The 17,346-nt window shown below is 65.0% G+C and carries 19 protein-coding genes; 1 reads left to right on the top strand and 18 read right to left on the bottom strand.

Annotated features, from left to right (window positions below):
• Positions 1-31 precede the first annotated feature (31 nt).
• From FE240_RS00560 to FE240_RS00550, 3 genes are read right to left on the bottom strand one after another with little or no spacing between them, the layout of a single operon-like run.
• Positions 32-778: an SDR family oxidoreductase gene (locus tag FE240_RS00560; RefSeq protein WP_193002959.1), complete on the bottom strand. Its 747-nt coding sequence runs from the start codon at positions 776-778 to the stop codon at positions 32-34.
• Between the two features lie 31 nt (positions 779-809).
• Positions 810-1,055 (bottom strand): DUF3624 family protein, encoded by a 246-nt coding sequence (locus FE240_RS00555; RefSeq protein ID WP_193002958.1) that lies wholly within the window; start codon positions 1,053-1,055, stop codon positions 810-812.
• A complete protein-coding gene (locus FE240_RS00550) occupies positions 1,052-1,501 on the bottom strand; it encodes a GNAT family N-acetyltransferase (RefSeq protein ID WP_193004378.1) in 450 nt (149 codons plus the stop codon). Before FE240_RS00550 ends, FE240_RS00555 begins: the two co-directional genes overlap by 4 nt.
• A gap of 191 nt (positions 1,502-1,692) precedes the next feature.
• Between FE240_RS00550 and FE240_RS00545 the strand changes: the two genes are divergently transcribed.
• Positions 1,693-3,138, top strand: a complete 1,446-nt coding sequence (locus tag FE240_RS00545) for a RimK family protein (protein ID WP_193002957.1) — start codon at positions 1,693-1,695, stop codon at positions 3,136-3,138.
• Between the two features lie 126 nt (positions 3,139-3,264).
• Here FE240_RS00545 and cbl read toward each other — a convergent pair whose 3' ends face one another.
• The 15 genes from cbl to exeD all read right to left on the bottom strand — a co-directional run bounded on the left by cbl (position 3,265) and on the right by exeD (position 17,344).
• Positions 3,265-4,215, bottom strand: coding sequence for an HTH-type transcriptional regulator Cbl (gene cbl / locus FE240_RS00540; RefSeq protein ID WP_193002956.1), 951 nt, complete (start codon positions 4,213-4,215; stop codon positions 3,265-3,267).
• Positions 4,216-4,224: 9 nt separating this feature from the next.
• Positions 4,225-5,292, bottom strand: coding sequence for a sulfate/molybdate ABC transporter ATP-binding protein (locus tag FE240_RS00535; RefSeq protein ID WP_193002955.1), 1,068 nt, complete (start codon positions 5,290-5,292; stop codon positions 4,225-4,227).
• Positions 5,293-5,319: 27 nt separating this feature from the next.
• Positions 5,320-6,189: a sulfate ABC transporter permease subunit CysW gene (gene cysW, locus FE240_RS00530; protein WP_226799095.1), complete on the bottom strand. Its 870-nt coding sequence runs from the start codon at positions 6,187-6,189 to the stop codon at positions 5,320-5,322.
• A gap of 5 nt (positions 6,190-6,194) precedes the next feature.
• Entirely contained in the window at positions 6,195-7,034 is an 840-nt protein-coding gene (gene cysT, locus FE240_RS00525) for a sulfate ABC transporter permease subunit CysT (RefSeq protein WP_193002953.1), read from the bottom strand.
• Positions 7,035-7,192: 158 nt separating this feature from the next.
• Entirely contained in the window at positions 7,193-7,948 is a 756-nt protein-coding gene (locus tag FE240_RS00520; protein WP_193002952.1) for a type II secretion system protein N, read from the bottom strand.
• On the bottom strand, positions 7,945-8,436 hold the full coding sequence (exeM, locus tag FE240_RS00515; protein ID WP_193002951.1) for a GspM family type II secretion system protein ExeM: 492 nt from the start codon (positions 8,434-8,436) through the stop codon (positions 7,945-7,947). Before exeM ends, FE240_RS00520 begins: the two co-directional genes overlap by 4 nt.
• Positions 8,433-9,617, bottom strand: coding sequence for a GspL family type II secretion system protein ExeL (gene exeL / locus FE240_RS00510; protein ID WP_193002950.1), 1,185 nt, complete (start codon positions 9,615-9,617; stop codon positions 8,433-8,435). Before exeL ends, exeM begins: the two co-directional genes overlap by 4 nt.
• A 16-nt stretch (positions 9,618-9,633) precedes the next feature.
• Positions 9,634-10,611, bottom strand: a complete 978-nt coding sequence (gspK, locus tag FE240_RS00505; RefSeq protein WP_193002949.1) for a type II secretion system minor pseudopilin GspK — start codon at positions 10,609-10,611, stop codon at positions 9,634-9,636.
• Positions 10,598-11,227 (bottom strand): GspJ family T2SS minor pseudopilin variant ExeJ, encoded by a 630-nt coding sequence (gene exeJ, locus FE240_RS00500; RefSeq protein WP_226798914.1) that lies wholly within the window; start codon positions 11,225-11,227, stop codon positions 10,598-10,600. Before exeJ ends, gspK begins: the two co-directional genes overlap by 14 nt.
• Positions 11,224-11,583 carry a type II secretion system minor pseudopilin GspI gene (gene gspI / locus FE240_RS00495; RefSeq protein WP_193002947.1) on the bottom strand — a complete coding sequence of 120 codons (360 nt, stop codon included), beginning with the start codon at positions 11,581-11,583 and terminating at the stop codon, positions 11,224-11,226. Before gspI ends, exeJ begins: the two co-directional genes overlap by 4 nt.
• Positions 11,580-12,080: a type II secretion system minor pseudopilin GspH gene (gspH, locus tag FE240_RS00490; RefSeq protein ID WP_193004376.1), complete on the bottom strand. Its 501-nt coding sequence runs from the start codon at positions 12,078-12,080 to the stop codon at positions 11,580-11,582. Before gspH ends, gspI begins: the two co-directional genes overlap by 4 nt.
• Before the next feature lie 39 nt (positions 12,081-12,119).
• Positions 12,120-12,551 (bottom strand): GspG family T2SS major pseudopilin variant ExeG, encoded by a 432-nt coding sequence (exeG, locus tag FE240_RS00485; RefSeq protein WP_042047052.1) that lies wholly within the window; start codon positions 12,549-12,551, stop codon positions 12,120-12,122.
• A 41-nt stretch (positions 12,552-12,592) separates the two neighbouring features.
• Positions 12,593-13,813: a GspF family T2SS innner membrane protein variant ExeF gene (gene exeF / locus FE240_RS00480; RefSeq protein ID WP_042047050.1), complete on the bottom strand. Its 1,221-nt coding sequence runs from the start codon at positions 13,811-13,813 to the stop codon at positions 12,593-12,595.
• Between the two features lies 1 nt (position 13,814).
• Positions 13,815-15,317, bottom strand: a complete 1,503-nt coding sequence (gspE, locus tag FE240_RS00475) for a type II secretion system ATPase GspE (RefSeq protein ID WP_193002946.1) — start codon at positions 15,315-15,317, stop codon at positions 13,815-13,817.
• Positions 15,314-17,344: a GspD family T2SS secretin variant ExeD gene (gene exeD, locus FE240_RS00470; protein WP_193002945.1), complete on the bottom strand. Its 2,031-nt coding sequence runs from the start codon at positions 17,342-17,344 to the stop codon at positions 15,314-15,316. Before exeD ends, gspE begins: the two co-directional genes overlap by 4 nt.
• Between the last annotated feature and the right edge of the window lie 2 nt (positions 17,345-17,346).

The raw sequence follows: 17,346 nt of genomic DNA, 5'->3' as shown, positions 1-17,346 counted from the left end.
AGAGGGGTCGCCACCCGGCGACCCTAAGGGATCACTGGCGCTTGACCACCAGCGGGCCGAAGCTCTGGGCGACCGGCATGATCTCGATGCTGTTGATGTTGACGTGGGCCGGCTGCTGACTGATCCACAGCACGGTGTTGGCGATATCCTCGGGACGGATGAACTCCACCCCCTGATAGACGGCCGCCGCCTTGGCATCGTCACCGTGAAAGCGCACATTGGAGAACTCGGTGCCACCACACAGACCCGGTTCCACATTGGTGACCCGCAGCGGAGTGCCGGCCAGATCGGCGCGCAGATTGAGGCTGAACTGCTTCACGAAGGCCTTGGTGGCCCCATAGACGTTGCCACCCGGATAGGGGTAGGTGCCGGCGATGGAGCCGATGTTGATCACCTGGCCGCAGCCACGCTCCACCATGCCCGGCAACAGCAGCCGAGTGATGCGGGTCAGCCCCAGAATATTGGTGGCGATCATCTGCTCCCAGTCCTCTTGGTCGGCCCGGTGAGCCGGCTCGAGGCCGAGCGCGAGGCCGGCGTTGTTGACCAGCAGACTCACCGCCTGCCACTCGGCCGGCAGACCCGCCACGGCCGCCTCGGTGGCTGCCTTGTCCTGAATATCGAATGCCAGCGGCAGAAACGCCGCCCCCAGCTCTTGGGCCAGAGCCGCCAGCCGCTCCTGCCTGCGCCCCGTGCCGATGACGCGCCAGCCGTGCTGCACCAGAGTGCGGCTGATGGCCGCCCCGAACCCGGCCGATGCGCCGGTCACCATTGCTATCATCACAAGCCTCCTCTGCTTGAAAAAGCGATCTTCACTCCCGATCCAGCTCGCGACCGGAGATCCGGCGCCAGACAAAGACCAGCAGATGCAACAGAAACAGCCCCCCTCCCGCTAAGGCGAACAGGGCGCCGGTGAGGGCGTTGACCGAGGTGTCAGCCCCACACCACCCCCACACCAGCAGACCGGCCACCCCCACCAGCAAGGTCTGGATGGCACAGGTGCGGCAACGGCCCAGCTTGGCGCGCAAGGCATCGCCGAGGCAGTGCTCGCAGCTCATGGCGCCAGCACCCTGCGCTGACCGTGATGGCCGGGGCCGTAGTAATCGGGCAAATGGGTCATGATGCGAAAGCCGAGTGCATCGTAAAGGGCGAGCCCCTCCTCGTTGCGCTCGCTCACCTCGAGGCGCACTCCCCGCCACCCCTCGGCGTGGCTACGCCGGATCACCTCACCGAGCAGCCAACGCGCCCACCCCTGACGCCGCACCTTCCAGTGCACCGCCAGCGTCTGCACCACCAACCGGCGCCAGCCACGATGGGGCAGCACACTCAGGTAGGCCATCAAGGCCCCTTCCCGATCCCGCAGTAGCCAGGTCTCGCAGCGTCCCGCCCTCAGCAGCTCGCGCCAACGGGCATGGCCGAAGGCGATCTCCGGCGCAAACAGGTAGCGCTCCAGCTTCACGATGTCGGCCAGATCATCCGAGGTAGCGGGACAAAACGAGAGGATTGTGCGGTCCGGCTGGGCAATATTTATCTTCAGCACCAAAAATGCGACTTGTATCACAAGTTATCAAAGGACCATAGTAGCCACTGTAACCTGTTTTCCTCCCCTTGCGCCATTGTTGTGGACCGGTGCATCGACGCCCACTGGGGAACCCGCCCTTCATTGCGGCGGGTCTCTCTTGTGGAGTTTCCGTCATGAGTACCTATGTCATCGTCGAAGAGACAACGGACTGGCCCTGCCAGGCCGACTACCTGCTGACCGCCCGCAGCTACCTGCAACACGGCCTGCCCACCACAGGGGGAAGGGCGCGCCTCATCAACCTGTGCCGCTCCATGGAGCACCTCAGCGCCGGCTACTACTGCTCGTTACTGGCCCAGGCGCGCGGCCACCACTGCCTGCCAGAGATCGAGACCCTCAGTGTGCGGGTACCGCCCCAACCACCGGCCAAGCTGTGGCGCAAATTGCAGGGGTGGCTGGAGGAGTGCCGCGAGGATCGCCTCTGCATCCGCGCCATCTTCGGCCAGTGTGACGAGCCGGCCCTGGCCGGCCTCACCCGCTACTACTACGGCCTGACCCAGCAGCCGTTGCAGGCACTGACCCTGAAACGCGGCCGCCACGGCTGGTCGGTGCGCCGCCTCGAGAGCCTCTCGCCGCTCAGTCTCGACGACAACGAGCGGGCCCTGATGCTCGGCCATGTGCAGGCCATGGTGGAGGAGGCCGAAAGCGAGAGCCTCACCCCCACCTATCAGCTCGCGATCCTGGTCGACCCGGCCGACGGCCGTGCCAGCAGCGATCCGCTGGCCCTGCAACGCTTTACTCGCGCCGCCGCCACCCAGGGGATCCGCGCCGAGATCCTCTCCCCTTCCGCCATAGAGCGGTTGCCCGAATTCGACACCCTGTGGCTGCGGGCCGAGACTGCCGTCGGCCACTACACTTTCGAGTTCGCCCGCCGCGCCGAGCAGTTGCAGATGCCGGTGGTGGACAGTTCGCGCGCCATCCTGGCCTGTAGCAACAAGCTCTACCTCTACGAGTTGATGGTGCGCAGCGGCGTCCCCATGCCCCCCACCACTGTGGTCACCCGACGCGGCCGCCACCACGCCGCCGAGCTGATCCAGCGCCTCGGCCTGCCACTTATCGTCAAGATCCCGGACGGAGCGCTCGGCCGCGATCTGGCCATGGCGCATAACGAGAGCGAACTCTCGCGCCTGCTCGATGAAGGGCTGGCCCGCTCGGCCCTACTGCTGGTGCAGCGCCGCATTCCGGCCGAGTTCGACTGGCGCATCGGCTTTCTCGACGGGGCCCCCCTGTTCGCCTGCCGCCGCTATCGCCCCGAGCCGGGCAGCCGCATTCGCCGCCGCAAGCATCCGCTCGACATGAGCCGCATCGAGGCACTGCCCCTCGACGACGTGCCAGAGCGGGTGCTCTACACGGCGCGCAAGGCGGTGCATCAGTTGGGGGATGGTCTGTTCGGGGTGGATCTGCGCCAGATTGGCGAGCGCGAGTGCATCCTGCTGGAAATGGTCGACAATCCCTGGATCCGCGGGGATATCGAAGACAGAGAGGCCCCTGACCTCTACGATCGCCTCGCCCGCGCCTTCCGCCTGCGCCTCGACAACCGGGGCCAGGAGCCGGGCCACTGACCGCCACACACCAAGCTGCCAGCGTGGCCCGGTATCGCCCCCCTTCGCCTGGAGCCACATCCTCGCCAGCCTGACCTGCGCCACCCTAGTGGGGCAAAAACGCCACCATGATGGCGACTGTCGCCGCTAGATCTGGTAGTCCGGCGCATCCTCCTGCTGGCCGAGCGCCCGCCCCTGAATGTCGGAGAGCGAGAGCGCCGGATTGCACAACTGGATGAACTGCCACACGAAGTTGGGTTGGTACTGCCCCTGTTTGAGGCCGATCCAGGCGGTGTGCGAGGCAAACAGGTGGCTGCTGTCGAGCTGCACTAGGTTTGTATCGCGCGCCGCATCGAACGCCATGTCGGCCAAGATCCCGACCCCTAGCCCCAGCTCCACATACGTCTTGATGACGTCCGAATCCTGCGCCGAGAGCAGGATCTCGGGGATAATCCCGGCGCTGGCGAACGCCTCGTCAACCCTGGCCCGGCCGGTCAGCCCCGACTGGTAGGTGATGATGGGCCACTCGGCCAACTGTGCCAGGGTCAGTTCCGCCCCCTGTAACAGCGGGTGATCGCGCGGCACCACCACGTTGTGGTGCCAACGGTAATAGGGGAAGGCGACGATACCTGTGCTGCGCTCCAGCCGCTCGCTGCTGATCCCCACGTCCATCTCGCCGCTTTGCAGCAGCCGCACTATCTCGTCCGGGCTGCCTTGATGCAGCTCCAGTTGCACCTGAGGAAACTGCTCGCGAAATCCCTTCACCACCCGTGGCAAGGCATAGCGGGCCTGAGTGTGGGTGGTGGTGACCCGCAGCCGCCCCGCCTCTCGGTTGGCAAAGCTGCTGGCTAGCTGGCGGATGTTGTGGGCATCGCTCAGGATCCGCTCGGCCATCACCAGCAGCTCCTTGCCCGGCGCCGTCATGCCAAGCAGCCGCTTGCCGTGGCGCACGAACAGGGCCACCCCCAGCTCCTCCTCCAACTCGCGGATGTGGCGGCTCACTCCGGACTGGGAGGTGTAGAGGGCATTGGCCACCTCGGTCAGATTGCATTCACGCCGCGCCGCCTCACGGATGATGCGCAGTTGTTGAAAATTCATCGCCCCTCCCTAGATCTGGTAATCCGGATAGAACTGAGCCTGACGCGCCACCAGCCGCACCGCCTGACCCGGTTGCAGGGTACGAGCCAGCGGCTTGTCCACGTCGGCCTCATAGAGGCGCAGGCCACCCTCGCTCTGACCACGCAGTTCAACCCGGGTGCGGGCCCCCATCGGCAGCAGGCGGGCGATCACCGCCGGCACCCCCTCACCCGATTCGGCCGGTGCTATCTCCAGCTCGTGCGGGCGCACATAGGCCACCGCCGCGCTGCCCGGCGTGAGGCTGGCCGGTACGGCGCCACGGATCAGCTGGTCATCGATGCCAAGACCAAGCTCGGCCACCCGGCCGTGGAACAGGTTGACGCTGCCGAGGAAGCTGTGCACGAAGGCGCTGGCAGGCTGCTCGTAGACCTCGGCCGGGGTGCCGATCTGCTCGACTCGGCCGGCGTTCATCAGCACCACCCGATCGGCCACCTCGAGGGCCTCCTCCTGGTCGTGGGTGACAAACAGGCTGGTGACGTGCAGCTCGTCATGCAGATCGCGCAGCCAGCGGCGCAGCTCCTTGCGCACCTGGGCATCGAGGGCGCCGAACGGCTCATCGAGCAGCAGCACCTTGGGCTGCACCGCCAGGGCGCGGGCCAGGGCCACCCGCTGGCGTTGACCGCCGGAGAGCTGGGCCGGGTAGCGGCTGGCCACGTGGCCGAGCTGCACCAGCTCGAGCAGTTCGTTGACCCGGGCGCGAATGGCATTCTCGTCCGGGCGCAGGCCGCGCGGTTTGACGCGCAGGCCGAAGGCCACGTTCTCGAACACCGTCATGTGGCGAAACAGGGCGTAGTGCTGAAACACGAAGCCGACGTTGCGCTCGCGCACGTGCAGATCCGAGGCATCCTCGCCCCGGATGATGACGCGGCCGCTGTCCGCCTGCTCGAGGCCGGCGATGATGCGCAGCAAGGTGGTCTTGCCGCAGCCGGACGGCCCGAGCAGGGCCACCAGCTCCCCGTCGCGAAAGTCGAGGTTGATCTCCTGCAAGGCGGCGTACTGGTTGAAATTTTTGTTCAAATGCTGGACTTGAATGCTCATGGGTTCACCTTTCACGTCTGCAGAAAATCAGTGTTGCTGTCCGCCGCCACGCAGGCGGGAGAGCAGAGTCTCGCCCACCAAGGTGGCGATACCGAACAGGGCGAGCAGGCTGGCTACCGCAAAGGCGGCGCCGGTCTGGTACTCGTTGTAGAGGATCTCGATGTGCAGCGGCAGGGTGTTGGTCTGCCCCCGGATGTGACCCGAGACCACGGAGACGGCGCCAAACTCTCCCACCGCCCGGGCCGTCGAGAGCAGCACCCCATACATCAGGCTCCAGCGGATGCCGGGCAGGGTGACCCGCCAGAACATCTGCAAGGCGCTGGCGCCGAGCATCATGGCCGCCTCCTCCTCTTCCGGGCCGTGCGCCTCCATCTGCGGCAGCAGCTCGCGCACCACGAATGGCACTGTGATGAAGGTCGTGGCGAGGATGATCCCCGGGGTGGCGAAGATGATCTTGATGTCGTGGGCGCTCAACCACTCGCCGAACCAGCCACGGCTGCCAAACATCAGCACGAACATCAGACCGGCAATCACAGGTGAGACCGAGAAGGGCAGATCGATGAGGGTGATGAGCAACTGGCGGCCGGGGAAACGGAAACGGGCGATGGCCCAAGCGGCGGCGAGGCCAAACAGCACGTTGAGCGGCACCGAGCAGAGGGTGACCAGAGCGGTCAGCCCCAGCGCGCTCAGGGCATCGGGCTCGCTGATGGCAAACCAGAATGCCTTGAGGCCAGGGGTCAGCGCCTGGATGAAGACGATGGCGAGGGGCAGCAGCAGCAGGGCGGCAAACCAGCCAAGGCCGAGGGTGATGAGCAGCCCCTTCACCCAGCGCGGCTCGCGGGTCACCACGGGGGCAAGTGGGGCCGGTGTGACGGCCTGTGGCCGCTCCAATGTCATGTCGCTCATACCCGGCTTCCTCCGATACGCGACCAGCTCCACGCCTGCAACTTGTTGATAAGCAGCAGCAGCACGAACGAGATGGCCAGCATCACCACGGCAATGGCCGAGGCACCGGCATAGTCGTACTCCTCCAAGTGGCTCATGATCATCAAGGGGGCGATCTCCGATACCATAGGCAGGTTGCCTGCGATGAAGATGACCGAACCGTACTCCCCCACCCCGCGGGCGAAGGCCAGTGCAAAGCCGGTCAGCAGCGGCGGCAGCAAGGTTGGCCATAACACGCGGGCAAAGGTCTGCCAGCGGTTGGCGCCGAGGCAGGCGGCCGCCTCTTCCTGTTCGCTCTCCAGCTCGCGCAGCACGGGTTGCAGGGTGCGCACCACGAACGGCAGCCCGATGAAGGTCAAGGCGATCACCACCCCGATGGGGTTGTAGGCCAGCTCGATACCCAGCGGCGCCACCCACTGACCCACCCAGCCATTGGGGGCGAAAATGGCGCACAGGGCGATGCCCGAGACCGCCGTCGGCATGGCAAACGGCAGATCGATCAGGGCGTCGACCAAGCGACGACCGGGGAAGGAGTAGCGCACCAGCACCCAGGCCAGGATCAGGCCGAACACGGCGTTAAGGCCGGCACCGATGAGGGCGGCGACGAAACTCAGGCGAAACGAGGCGAGCACCCGTGGCTGGCTCACCACCTGCCAGAACTCGGCCGCGCTCAGGTTGTTGACCGAGAAGATCACCAGCGCCGAGATGGGCAAGAGCACCAGCACACCGAGATAAGCCAGGGTGAAGCCGAGGGTGGGCCCTAGTCCAGGAAGGACCGAATAAGAACCAGATCGCATAACGACTCCGTTCGTTATAAAACTTTAAACTATTGTGTCCCTCTCCCCCTTTGGTGACAAAGATCGATTCCGCCTTTGCTATGCCACTTTTGCGATAAACGGTAACGGCATAAAAAAACCCGCCGGATGGCGGGTTCTTATCGAGGTGGGCTGGCCGGTCAGAGGCGACCCTGCTGGCGCAGCGGATAACGCCCCTGGCTGTCGGGCTGACCGAGGAAAGGCAACCCCTGGCGCATCTGCTCCGGCAGCTCGGGGCCCGGCTTGAGAAACCCTTGGAACAGGTACTGGCGATGCGCTTGCAGCTCCAGCTTGCCGCTGACCGAGACCTGCTCCGAACTCTGGTTCAGCTCAGCCACCAGCTTGCCCTGCTGGCACCGCAGTTTGGCGCTGGGATCGGCCAGATCGAGCTGGCCGGCCGGGGTATTGGCTTGGGCACCGACCCAGTCGAGCACGCCGTAGAGGCGATCGCACCAGGGCTGACCCTGGGTAAACTCGGTCACATTGAGCTGCAACCTTCCCGCCACATCGAGTGGGAAGGGGGGGCGCTGTGGCAACCGCTCGAGCACCCAGGCCGCCGGGGCACTCAGCACCAGATCGTGCGCCTGCACTCCCCCACGCCAGGTCAGGGTGCCATGCCCGTTCAGGCCGCCGCGCTCGCCAAAGCGCAGGGCCACCTGAGGGGAGAGGGTCAGCAGCGACCAGCCGTTGAGATCCCACTGCACGTTGCTGAAACGCTCACTGGCGTAGCGCAGGCGGGCCGCCTGCCCCTGCCACAGGGTGCCGCTCACCCCTTCCAGGCTCACCATGGGCGGCAGGGGAGCAAAACGCACCACCAGCTCGGCCGGCAGGCGGGCGACGAGGAAAATGAGGTAAGCAAGCAGGAACAGGGTGCCTATCAGGATGCGCTGTTTCATAGGGGACGACTCAGTTGCAAACGACGAACCTTCACCATACCGGGGGGCTGGTTCTCACGGGCTATCTCGATCACCTGCACCTGAATGCCGTAGCGATCGGTCAGCTCAGCGATCCACAGCAGCAGGGAGTCGAAGGGGATGGTGTCGATCCACACTTGCAGATCCTGACCCTGAGGTTGCAGACGGGCGATGGTGATCTTGTGGTTGGAGGCGGTGCGGTTGATCACCCCCTCCAGGGTGCCGCCGGTGTCGACCTGGCGTCCGGTCACTGCCTGCAACGCCAAGACCATCTCCCCTTTCTCCTTGAGCCAACCTAGGGTGCGCTGTTGGGCCGCCACCTGCCGCTCACGCTCGGCGATCCGGTCTGCCAGCGGCTGCCATATGCCCCAGTAGAGGAGACCGACCAGCAGGGAGATGCCCCCGATGCCGACCAGCCGCTGCTCGCGGGGTGAGATGCTGCCCCACCAGGCCCGCAGTGCGTTCATCATGACTTGCTCCTCAGGATCAGCATGCCTTCCACCTTGCCCTCATCATTGCGCATCTCCCCCTGCTGCACGGCGAAGCGCTCGCCGGCCAGCTCACGGAAACGCTCCACCTCGGCGAAGCTGGGAGCGCGCACCTGCAACCGCAGCTCGCGGCGGGTGGCATCGTAACGGATCACCTGGGGCTTGAGCCCCTTCACCTCGGCAAACAGCGGCGCCAGTTCGGTCAGCCAGCGCAGCACACCGCTCTTGTCATTGCTCTGACCGAGCGCCTTGAGGTGCTGCTCCATCTGACTGCGTACGTTCACGATCCGGCTCTCGCCGGGGAAGATGCGGGTGTAGACCTGGCGGATCTCGGCCTTGAGCGCCTTGTCCTGTGCATCGAGCTGATGCAGCTGCAAACCACGGTTGAGCAGCACCGCCAGCAGCAGCAGGCCGGCGGTGATCGCCACCTTGCGCCACTGCAACCAGTACTTGGTGTATTCGGTCTGGGGCTTGAAGGCCCCTTGCAGCAGATTGACCTGGCTGACCAAGGCCCCACGCGCCAGCAGCAACATCGGCAACTCGGGATCGGCGCCATGCCACTCACCGGGCACACCGGCCGGGGCTGGGGTATGGCTGTAAATCGGCGGCAGCGCCCCCGTCAGCAGCAGTGGCAGCAACACGGCGTCAGCCACCACCCCTTCATATTCCCCTTGGCGCAGCAACCACTCTTCGCCGAGTTGCAGCGCACTCCACCCCTCGGCCGGCAGCGGCAGCGGCAGCGCCAGCACGTCCGGCAGCAAACGGCTGGCGCTGAGGCCGGCCTCGGCCAACCAGCCCAGCCAGCTTCGCATCCGCTCACTATCGACGGCGGCCAGGCTTACCTCGCTGCCGGCATGGCCGAGCACGGCGATGTGCAGCTCCTCGACGTCAGAGGCCACCTGATCTTCCAGCAGATAGGGCAGCGCCTTGTGCGACTGCCGATTATAACGACCGGGCAGGGTGACCCGCCGCAAGATGAGATCACTACCGGGCACCAGCACCAGCACCGGGCGGCCTCCGGCTCGCTCGCTCAGCTCGCCCAGTGCATGGGCGGACGACAACACGCCGGAGGCGATGATCTCCCCCTGCCCTGCCGACCAGACCAGCCAATGCACCGGCTGCTCCCGACTCGTTCCGAGACGGACGACCAGACTCTCGCTCACCTGTTATGCCTCTCCCTCAATGCCACTCCTCACCGTCATCTTGCAGACGACGGATCACGGTAAATTTGTTGTCACGACCCCGTTGCAGCACGCTGGTCAGGAAGGCGCGACTGTCGCCCACCTCGGCCACCATGTGCGCCTCAAACAGATCGCTTTTGAGGGTGATGGTGTTGCGGGCCAGCTCACTCCAGCCGGCCAGCTCGGCCACCACCGCTTCATTATTCTCCCAGCCCTTCTTCGGGCGGTTGCGCAGCACCTGCTTGGCGTCATCGAGCCCCATGCTCCCCTCGCTCAGGGCCACCAGCAACTCGGGCTGATCCACCCCTATGGTGTTGAGGTTCACCTTGAGATCGGCCCCGCCCCGCACGCACACATAGGGGCGCAGCTTGCGGTACAGGGTCGGGGTGACGCCGCGCACCGCGCGCAGCTCGTCGACCGAGGCCAGCGGCTGGTTGGCCGGCAGATAGGCAGGCTTGAGCCCCTCATAGTAGGCATCCTCCGCCCCCTCGCCGCTGATCACCGTGTCGCTGTCGATCCAGTCGCGCAGGGCATCGGTGATCTGGCTCGACTCATATTCATCCAGCTCCAGCGCCAGCAGTAGCTGCTTGAACGCCCGCGCCGGGTAGGGGTGGCCGGTCTCTCCCGAGCTATTCGGCGTGCCGAGGCTGTTGAGATTGAAGCAGCCATAGAGATCCCGCACCCGGCCACTCAGGGTGCCATCAGGCAGCGGGAAGGTGGCATCGTCACGAGCCCAGTGCTGGCCGAGGTGGGTCACCTCGGGGCTATCTTTGGCATCCTGAGCCAGCGCCTTGGCCACCAGCGCCTCGGCCGACATGGCGTACCACCACGCCTGCTTGCCGGCACTGAGGTTGGCGGTGCGGCGCAGTTCGATCTGCAACCGCCCGCTCATCTGGGTCGCCACCACCACCATGACGGCGAGGATCAGCATCACCACCAGCAGGGCCATGCCCCGTGCGCGCCTAGCTCCCCGCATTATCAATCCTCTGGCCACCGGCCCCGATCAGGAACTGGCGCCGGATCAGGCCGAGATCGTCGAGCTCCAGCTCGACCGCGATGCCCTGCGGCAGCACCTCGCGCTGGCTCCAGCTCTCCTTCCAGTTCCCCCTGTCATAGAAGTAGAGGCGAAACGCCCCCACCCCTTCCAACATGGGGCGCACCTGGGCCTCGGTGCCGATCACCGGGTCGGGATAGCGAAAGCTCAGGCGCTCCAGCTTGTTCCCCTTGAGGCGCCAACCGACCCGCTGCAAGCCGGAGCGCGGCAGCATGTCATCCGGGTTGAGCCAACCACCGCGAATGAAGGCGATACCCCAGTCGTCGCTCTCCTGACCAAAGCGCGAGGCGGCGATCGCCACCCGGTTCGCTTCTCCCTCAATGCGGCCGCTGCGCGGCAGCATCTGGGTCAGATCCCGCTCCAAGGCGCCGAGCGCGATCTGCAACTCGCCCAGTCGGGCCTCCTTGCGCTTGGCCACCTCATCGCTGGCCAGCACCCCCTGCAACACCTGATAGGCGCCGAGGCTGAGGCCAGCGAAGATGGCGATGGCCACCAGCATCTCGAGCAGGGTGAAACCGTGTTGCGATCGCATCGTCATTTGTTGATATAGGTCCGCAGCAGGGTGATGGGATTGGGCCCCTTGGCCTCATCGCGTACCTCCAGCTCAATCAGCCGGAAGTTGGCATCCTGGGTTGGCTGGCCGCGATAGCGCCAGTACCACTTGCTGCCAGCCAGCTCACTCTCCCCCTCGACCCAGCTCTCACCCGGCCACTTCTGCTCAAGACGCAGTTGCACCAACTGGTTCTCTGCCACCCAGGTGGCGAGGGTCTTCTGCTCCAGATAAGAGAGGCCGGAGAGGTGCTCGCTGGCGGTTTTCATCACCGCCAAACCGGCGATGGCAAACACCGCCAGCGCCACCATCACCTCGAGCAGGGTCATGCCGCGCGCCTTCACTCTTCCTCCTGCTCCAGGGTGACCTTGCCAAACTCGTCCCCCATGAGCCGTCGGTGTGAGGTGCTCCCCTCCTGTTCGCGGGTCAGTTCCAGCGTAAAGGGGGTCAACTCGTTGCCGGGGAAGATAAGCACCTGGGGGGAGCGCTTTTGTTCGTCACGCTGCTGCTCCGCCGCCTCGTCCCGATCCGACTGCCAGCCGAAACCGTCCACCTCTAAGGTGGTCTCCATCCCCTCCGGTAGGGTGTGACGCGACAGCAGGCGATCGTCGCCGATGGCCTGCCACTTACGCTCCTTGCCGGTGCGCACCATGAATTGCCAGCCATCCTGCTCGACCCTCAGACCGAGCAGGCGTCCCTCCATGACCGCGCGCTCCTGCGCCTGTTGCAGGGCGACGCGAAAGCGGGTGGTCTGATGATCCAGCTCGCGATCCCCCTGCACCGACCCCATGCTGAGGGTGACCGCACCGGCCACCAGCCCCATCAACAGGGCGACCAGCATGACCTCGAGCAGGGTGAAGCCGCGGGCGGGACGCTGCACTTACTGGAAGTCCTTCAGGTTCCAGTTACCGATGTCATCCTCGGTGCCGGCCTCGCCGTCCTGCCCCATGGAGAAGACGTCGATCTTGCCGTTCTGGCCCGGGCTCAGCAGCTGGTAGGGGTTGCTCCAAGGGTCCTGCGGCAGGCGCTTGATGTAGCCCCCGTCGCGATAGCTACGCGGCTCCGGCTCAACGCTCGGCTTGGTGACCAGCGCTTCCAGCCCCTGCTCTGTGGTCGGGTAGCGGTTGTTGTCGAGCTTGTACATGTCGAGGGCATTTTCCAGCGCGACGATGTCGGAGACCGCCTTCTGCTGATCCGCCTTCTCTTTGTTACCCATCAGGTTGGGCACCACCAGGCTGGCCAGGATCCCCAGGATCACGATGACCACCATCACTTCCAGCAGGGTGAAACCCCGTTGACGACGCTTGTGCATTGTTGACTCCATTGCAGGTTAAAAGTGGTAACGGCAAGCCGTCACAAGTTGACCATGTTATTGAGTTCGAGGATCGGCTGTAGGATCGACATGACGATGAACAGCACCACACCGGCCATGGTGACCACCAGCATGGGCTCGAACACGCCGAGGGCGATATTGACCTGACTTTCGAACTCCCGATCCTGGTTGTCGGCGGCCCGCTCGAGCATGCTGTCGAGCTCGCCGCTGCGCTCCCCTGACGCGATCATGTGCAGCATCATGGGAGGAAAAATCTTGGTCTCTTCGAGGGAGGCCCGCAGGCTGGTCCCTTCGCGCACCCGCTCGGTGGCCTCGAGGATCCGGGCGCGGGCGAAATCGTTGGAGAGCACTTCGCCGGCGATCTTCATCCCCTCCAGCAGCGGCACCGCACTGGCGTTGAGGATGCTCAGGGTGCGGGCGAAGCGGGCGGTGTTGAGGCCACGGCTGACCCGGCCTATCACCGGCAGGCGCAGCAGCACGGCGTGCCAGCGGCGGCGGCGGGCCAGATCCTTGAGCCACCAGCGCCCCCCCATGGCCGCCAAGGCGCACAGCAGCAGGAACCACAGGCCGTAGTGCTGCAACAGTTCGCTGGCCCCGATGAGAAAGCGGGTGGTGAGCGGCAACTGCTGGCCCATGTGCTCGAACTGGGCCACCACCTTGGGCACCACGGCGGTGAGCAAAATGGAGATCACCCCGATGGCCACACAGGTCAGCACTATGGGGTAGATCATCGCCTGCAACAGCTTGCTGCGCATGTGCTGGCGCTGCTCTGTGTAGTCGGCAAGCCGGTTGAGCACCTTCTCCAGATGGCCCGATTTCTCACCGGCCGCCACCATGGAGCGGAACAGCTGATCGAACACATGGGGGAAGGTGGCGAGCGAGTCGGCCAGGGAGTACCCCTCGACCACCCGGCTGCGCACCGTGGCCACCATGCTGCGCAGGTGGGCCTTCTCGCACTGCTGGGAGACCGCCTTGAGCGCCTCTTCAATCGGCATGGCGGCGCCGACCAGGGTGGCCAGCTGGCGGGTGATGAGGGCCAGCTCGGCGGTCGATGCCCCCCGGCGAAACAGCACGAAGCGGGCCGCCTCGCGTTTTGCCTTCTCGGTGGTCTCACCCACCTCCAGCGGAGTGAGTCCCTGCTCACGCAGCTGCTGGCGCACCTGGCGGGCGGAGTCCCCCTCCATCACCCCGCTCTTGTTGCGCCCCCTGCTGTCGAGCGCCTTGTACTCAAAGGCCGCCATATCAATCTTCCCGAGTCACGCGCAGCACCTCTTCCAGGCTGGTCTGCCCGGTCAGCACCTTATCGATGCCGTCACGGCGGATGCTGGGGGTGTGCTTACGGATGATCCGCTCGATGGCCAGCTCGCCGCTGGCGTTGTGGATCGCTTCACGTACCGCCTCGTCGATCACCACCAGTTCGTGGATGCCGGTCCGGCCACGATAGCCGGTGTGGTTGCACTGCTCGCAGCCCACCGGCCGCCATACGGTGTCACCTTCATGCTCCGCGAGCCCCATCGCCTCACGCTCGAGGGGGGTGATGGGATGCGGTTCGCGGCAGTCGGCGCACAGGGTACGCACCAGCCGCTGGGCCAGTACCGCCAGCAGGGATGAGGAGAGCAAGAACGGCTCGATCCCCATGTCGCGCATCCGGGTGATGGCGCCGATGGCGGTGTTGGTGTGCAGGGTCGACATCACCAGGTGACCGGTGAGCGAGGCCTGCACCGCAATCTGGGCGGTCTCGAGGTCACGGATTTCCCCCACCATCACCACGTCCGGGTCTTGTCGCAAAATGGCGCGCAGGCCGCGGGCGAAGGTCATGTCGACCTTGGTGTTGACCTGTGTCTGCCCCACCCCTTCGAGGTCATATTCGATGGGGTCTTCCACCGTCAGGATGTTGCGATCCCGCGAGTTGATTTCGGAGAGTGCGGCATAGAGGGTGGTCGACTTACCCGAGCCGGTCGGGCCGGTCACCAGTATGATGCCGTGGGGTTTGCGGATCAGCTCGCTGATGATGTTGCGGTTGCGCAGGGTCATGCCGAGCTGGGCCAGCTCGAGGCGCACCGTGTTCTTATCTAGCAGACGCAGCACCACCCGCTCGCCATAGCTCGACGGCATGGTGGAAACCCGCACGTCGACGGCGCGACCGCCGATGCGCAGTGAGATACGGCCATCCTGCGGCACCCGCTTCTCGGCGATGTCCATGCGCGACATCACCTTGATGCGCGACACCAGCAGTGACGCCAGCTTGCGGTGCGGACGCAGGATTTCGCGCAGCACCCCATCGATGCGAAAACGGATCACCAAAGAGCGCTCGAAGGTCTCGATGTGGATGTCCGACGCCTCTTCTTTTATCGCCTCACTCAACATGGCGTTGATGAGGCGGATGATGGGAGCATCGTCATCGGCGTCGAGCAGATCCTCGCTCTGGGGCAGCTCCTCGGCCAGCGCGAAGAAGTCCATCTCGTTGCCGATGTCCTCCATCAGCTGGCGCGCCTCGGAGGAGTCGCGCTGATAGTGGGCCATCAGCTCGGTTTCGAAGAGGTCGTCGGCCAGCGGTTCGATCCGAAAGGAGCGGCCCGCCACCCGGCGCACCTCGAGCAGGCTCTGCGGCGCCACGGCGGCGCGGCACAGCAGCAGCGGCTCACCACCGCGCTCGGTCAGGATCACCCCATGCTCACGGGCAAACGCGAACGGCAGCTCGGGCAACTCCGCCGCCTGGGCATCGTCGAGCCGGTACGCCATCACTGATTACCCTGCAACAGGCCACGGGCACCGGTCGCCGTATCCTGCTGACGTTGTTGCATCTGGATGATCTGCTGACGCATCTCGGGGGAGAGCGTCACGTCCTGGCCGTACTCGGGCAGCACCTGGCGCTGGGGCGAGGTGAGGTAGCGGGCGTTGGCCGCGTTCTCCAACTGCTCGGCACGGAACAGGCTGTACTTGTTGCTGGAGATCCCGGAGTAGACGCTGGCGTCACGCAGTATGGTCGGCCGGATGAAGACCATCAGGTTACGCTTGGTCGTCGAATTGGAGGTGGAGCGGAACAGGTAGCCAAGCAGGGGAATGTCGCCCAGCAACGGCACCTTGGAGATCTCCTCCTTGGTCTGCTCGTCCATCAAGCCGCCCAGCACCACGGTCTCACCGCTTTTGACCAGCACGGCGTTCTTCACGGTACGGGTATCAAAGGTGGGCCCCAGCGTGGTGGTCCCGGTCGCCTGAGCCTTGGCCACACTGGAGACCTCCTGCTCGATATTGAGCAGCACCGAGTCCCCTTCGTTGATCTGCGGCGTCACCACCAGCTTGGTGCCCACCGTCTTGCGCTCGATGGTGTTGAAGATGTTGTCGCCAGAGGTCGAGCTCTGGGAGCCGGTCTGCACCGGCACCTCCTGACCCACGTTGAACGACGCCTCCTGGTTGTCCATGGTGACGATGCTCGGGGTCGAGAGGATGTCGTTCTTGGTGTTGGTCGAAAGCGCAGTGACCAAGGCCGCCCAGTTGCCATGGTAGAAGCCGGCGGCCATACCGTTGTAGCTGCCGAGCAGGGAGCTCAGGGCGTCTGTGTTGCCGTTATCCTTGTAGTCCTGGCCGGCGATGATGGCAGAGCCAATCCCCACCCCAGTGTTGGTGAACTGGGTGCCGCCGCCGTTGCTGTTGGCCCACTGCACCCCGAGGTTGAGGCCATCGCCATCCTGCATCTCGACGATGATCGCCTCGACCAGCACCTGAGCACGGCGGATATCGAGCTTGGCAATCACCTGCTCTAGTTCGCTCATCACGTCGGGCTGGGCGGTGATCACCAGGGAGTTGGAGGCCTCATCGGCTGAGATGGCCAACTTGCCGCCGCCTATGCTGGCGCCCCCGGTGGCCTGCCCCCCCTTCTTCTCGGCTTCAATGCTGGAGCTGACGCCCTTGAGCACGTCCACCATCTCCTTGGCCTTGGCGTATTTCAGGTAGAAGACACGGGTGTTGCCCTGGGTCTGCAAATCCTGATCGAGCTGGCGCACTAGGCGGGTGATGCGATCGCGCGCCTGCGGTTCACCGGTCACCACCACAGAGTTGGTGCGCTCATCGGCCACCACCTTGGGGGTGAGCATGGCCGACGCCGCTCCGCCGCCCTGCATGCCGGCATCCTTGTTGAGGCTGGTCACCAGCCGCACCATCTCACCAGCCGAGGCATACTTGAGCTTGATGATGTCCACTTCCTGGTTTCCGGCCTTGTCGACCCGGCGCACCACCTCAACCAGCCGGTTGACCACGGCGGCGCGACCGGTGATGAGCAGCACGTTGGAGGGATCGTAATGCACCACGTTGCCGCCGCCGGCGTTGTCGTTGAGCTGACGCAGCAGGGGCGCCAGTTCACGCACCGAGACGTTGCGCACCGGCACCACCCGGGTCACCATCTCATCGCCGCTGCCGGGGTTGCGTTCATCCACCACCGGAATGGCCGAGGTCTTGGCGTCGCGCGAGCGCACTACCTTGAGCACCCCGTTATCCATCGGCACCACAGCAAAGCCGTAGACGTCGAGCACGCTCAGGAAGAACTGGTAGTACTGATCCTCATTGAGCAGGTCATAGCTGCGGACGTTGATCTTGCCGCGCACCGAAGGCTCGATGATGATGGTTTTATTCAGATTTTTGCCGACGGTATTGATGAACTCTTCGATGTCGGCATTCTTGAAGCTGGCAGAAAATTCCGCAGCCCATCCCTGGCTCGCCAGCAATAGCGCCGCTGCTACACCCGCCAGACGCAGCGCCTTGTTCTTAATGGTCATCT

It is taken from the genome of Aeromonas simiae (genome assembly GCF_014892695.1).
Taxonomy (GTDB): Bacteria; Pseudomonadota; Gammaproteobacteria; order Enterobacterales; family Aeromonadaceae; genus Aeromonas; species Aeromonas simiae.
This window is presented reverse-complemented; position numbering and strand designations above follow the sequence as displayed.